Origin of the sequence: Sphingobium sp. (genome assembly GCF_033795625.1) — a bacterium.
Taxonomy (GTDB): Bacteria; Pseudomonadota; Alphaproteobacteria; order Sphingomonadales; family Sphingomonadaceae; genus Sphingobium.
Genome location: NZ_JARYGI010000078.1, coordinates 1 through 3,706, shown reverse-complemented (window position 1 = coordinate 3,706; position 3,706 = coordinate 1). Strand labels below are relative to the sequence as shown.

The window sequence follows — 3,706 nt, the reverse complement described above, 5'->3', positions numbered from 1 at the left end:
TTGAAATCCGTCATCGTTCCGTCCGTCCAATCTCCGCCAAGCATGCTCAAGCTTCACGATTTTTGCAACAGAGCCCTCGCCCGGCCCCATCTGCGCTGAAGGGCAACAAGGCGCCGGAAATCCCATGGCGCCCGCTCACATCAACAACCCGTGCAGCGATCTTATCCCAGTTAACAAGGGTCTGCGTAGCGTTATGTTCGCGCACCGTGACCGGCGCAGTATCACGCAGAAGATCGCGCAAGGTCATCGACTGGCCGGGGACGACTTCGCTAACCTCGTAGAGCGACATCACCGTATCGCGCAGCGCGCGCATATAAGCCTTGTTCGGCGCTTTCTCGTTCCAGCCCCGGCGCTTGAGATACTCATCGACGAGGTTAAGGCCGTCAGGCTCCAGTTCCTGTGTGAGCAAATCCTCAAAAGCACAGCCCCACAGCTGGCCTTCCCAATGGTCGCCGATTACGTCGAAGATATCATCAGGCTCAAGATCAGTCGCCTCGCATGCCGGGCCAAGATGCGCGACCAGCATGTCGTCCATCATCTCGTTCCAGGGAGCACGCCTCAAATACTTCATCAGTCCAGAGAGATCGTGAGCGGATTTCAATCTGGACATTCAGGCAGGCCTTTCCACGCCAAGGCGGCGCATTTCGCGATAGATGGTCGATCGACCGATGCCGAGTTGCCGCGCCGCTTCTGTCGGAGAGATGCGGGCGTCCACCAGCTTTATGGCGGCATCCACCTTGGACATGTCGAGGGGCTGACGGCCCGGCTGCTTGCCCTTGGCGCGTGCGGCCGCGATGCCGTCCTTGGTCCGCTCGGAGATCAGCCGCCGCTCGAAATGGGCGATGGCCCCGAACACATGGAAGATGAGTTCCCCCGCGGCTGATGATGTGTCGATCTTTTCCTCAAGGCTCAGGAGCGCGATGCCCTGACCGCGCAGCGCCTCGACTGTGGCGAGCAGTTCGGCCAGCGAACGCCCGAGCCGATCGAGGCGGACCACTGCCAGCGTGTCGCCCTTTCGGGCGTAGGCGACCAGCTCGGCCAGACCGGGCCGCTCCATGCTCTTGCCCGACATGACGTCGGTGAACACCTTGATGGCGCCGGCCTTCTCAAGGCGCATGGTCTGCCCCGCCACGTCCTGGTCGCCGGTACTCACGCGGGCATAGCCCAGAATATCACCCATACCGCGTGTCTCCCAAACGGCCGTTCTGTGGACGCTCTGAAGGGTTGCCGCTTCGCCCCATCCCAGCCGTCCACATACTATGTCTCTTTACTGATCGCCGTCCATAGACCCAGAAGACCTTTTGTGGACGGGGAATCGGCATGGCCAGGCGCAAGCATCAACTCCTGACCGAGAGCGAGCGCGATCAGATCCTCGCCATCCCGACCGACCGAGACCATCTGGCCGGGCTATACAGCTTCGAGCCTTCGGATATCGAGATCATCGGCGCGCGGCGTGAGCGACGGAACCTGTTGGGCGTTGCGATGCAGCTCGCCCTTTTGCGGCATCCGGGCATCACGCTCGCGCAGGTCATACGTGATAGGGGCGTGATACCCCATGATCTCGCCGCTTTCGTCGCGGAGCAGCTTGGCCTGCGCGTAACTGATCTGGCCGACTATGCCGCGCGGGATCAAACGATGACGGACCATGCCCGAGAGTTGGCGGCGCGCCTGGGCCTGCGTGGTCCGACCCGTGCCGATGTCCCCTTCATGATCGAAGCGGCGGCGACAACGGCATGGGCGACCGACAAGGGGATGACGATTGCGACCGGCGTTGTCCGCGCCCTTCGCGAGGCGAGGATTCTGCTGCCGTCCATCTCCACCATCGAACGCGCCAGCAGCGCGGGACGTGCCCGCGCCCGCAAGAAGGCCGCCTACGCTCTGATCGCCGATCTCAGCGCCGAACAGGTCCACGCCCTCGATCGGCTCTTTGACGACGCCGGCAGCATGAGTCAGCTCGCGTTGCTCAAGACCATCCCTGTCGCGGCCAGGCCCGATCACGTCCGCCAGATCCTCGACCGGCTGAGGCAGGTGCGGAAGATCGGCATTTCTCCGGACGTGGCTGGCCGCGTCCACGAGGACCGATTTCGGCAATATGTCAGGGAAGGCCGCGCTTCGCCTACATATATGATCGAGCGCTATATTCCCTCCCGGCGGCGCGCCACGCTGGTTGCGTTCCTGCTCGACCTCGAAGAACGGCTGACCGATAGCGCCCTGGAGATGACGGACAAGCTGATCGGCGGCATCTTCACCCGCGCGAAGAACGCTCAGGCGCGTAGCTACGCCACCACGTCGAAGAACGTGGCGCGACTGATGTTGCTCTTTCGCAGGACGATCGACACGCTCACCGATGCGGTCGATACCGGCGAAGACCCTATAGAGGCCCTGGATGCCTCGGTCGGGTGGAACACCCTCCTGAGGGCCAGGCCGGAAGTGGCGACGATCGCGGAAACCGCCAGTCTCGACCCGCTGACGGTCGCGGCCGACCGCTATGCGACGTTGCGCAAGTTCGCTCCCGACCTGATCGAGGCGCTCCAGTTCAAGGCCGGAAAGGGCAGTGCCAAAACCATCGCCGCCATCGAGATGCTGCGCGACCTCAACAGGTCGGGCAAACGCGATCTGCCTGCCGACGCTCCGATGCCCTTCCGCAAGGAATGGCGGAAAATCGCCGTTGGCGATGATGGCAAGATCAACCGGCGGCTCTGGGAAATCGCGACAATCGCGCATCTGCGCAACAAGCTGCGCTCCGGGGATGTCTGGGTGGAGCGATCGGCGGGATACCGCCGGTTCGACAACTACCTGCTCAGCGAACCGAAGGCGAAGCCGATCGTGTCGGCTCTCGGCCTGCCACCCACAGCCGGCGAATGGCTCGAACAGCGGGGCCGCGAACTTGACTGGCGGCTTAAGAAATTTGCCCAGCGCCTGAAGCGCGACGCTCTGGAGGGTGTGCGATATCGCGACGACCGCCTCCAGATATCCCCCGTTCGCACGATCGCGACGCCCGACGCCGAAGCGCTGGCCGACCGGCTCGATGCCATGATGCCACGCATCCGCATCACCGAGCTACTGCATGAGGTGGCGCAGGAAACCGGCTTTCTTGCGGCGTTCACCAACCTGCGTACCGGCGAGCCGTGTCCCAATGAAAACGCGCTGCTCGCCACGATCCTCGCCGATGCGACCAATCTCGGCCTGTCGCGCATGGCGGCGGCGAGTCAGGGCGTCACGCGCGATCAGCTCCTCTGGACCCATGACGCCTATATCCGCGACGACAGCTACCGCGCGGCGCTGGCCCTCCTCATCAACGCGCACCACCGCCTGCCATTCTCACGAGTATGGGGCGACGGCACCACGTCCAGTTCCGATGGCCAGTTCTTCAGGGCCGCGAAGCGCGGCGCGTCGGGCGGCGATATCAACGCCCGCTATGGCGTCGATCATGGCTTCAGCTTCTACACCCATAATTCTGATCAGCGCGCGCCCTACCACGTCAAAGTGATCTCGGCCGCGACGCATGAGGCGCCCTATGTCCTCGACGGCCTCACCAGCCACGGCACCGATCTCAGGATCGTCGAGCATTACACCGACACCGGCGGGGCGACCGATCATGTCTTCGCGCTGTGCCGGATGCTGGGTTTTCGCTTCAGCCCGCGCCTGCGCGACTTTCCCGACAGGCGGCTCGCGCCGATCGCGCCGGTCACGGCCTATCCGTCCA

At 63.6% G+C, this 3,706-nt stretch carries 3 protein-coding genes; 1 reads left to right on the top strand and 2 read right to left on the bottom strand.

Going from position 1 to position 3,706, the window contains the following annotated elements:
• Nucleotides 1-46: 46 nt before the first annotated feature.
• The gene (locus QHC67_RS18590) at nucleotides 47-538 is read right to left on the bottom strand and encodes a hypothetical protein (protein WP_319296636.1); all 492 of its coding nucleotides are present in this window, start codon (nucleotides 536-538) and stop codon (nucleotides 47-49) included.
• Nucleotides 539-610: 72 nt separating this feature from the next.
• Nucleotides 611-1,180 (bottom strand): recombinase family protein, encoded by a 570-nt coding sequence (locus tag QHC67_RS18585; RefSeq protein WP_319296635.1) that lies wholly within the window; start codon nucleotides 1,178-1,180, stop codon nucleotides 611-613.
• A gap of 140 nt (nucleotides 1,181-1,320) precedes the next feature.
• On the opposite strand from QHC67_RS18585, the gene QHC67_RS18580 reads away from it, so the two are divergent.
• A partial coding sequence (locus QHC67_RS18580) for a Tn3 family transposase (RefSeq protein ID WP_319296633.1) occupies nucleotides 1,321-3,706 on the top strand: 2,386 nt, incomplete at its 3' end.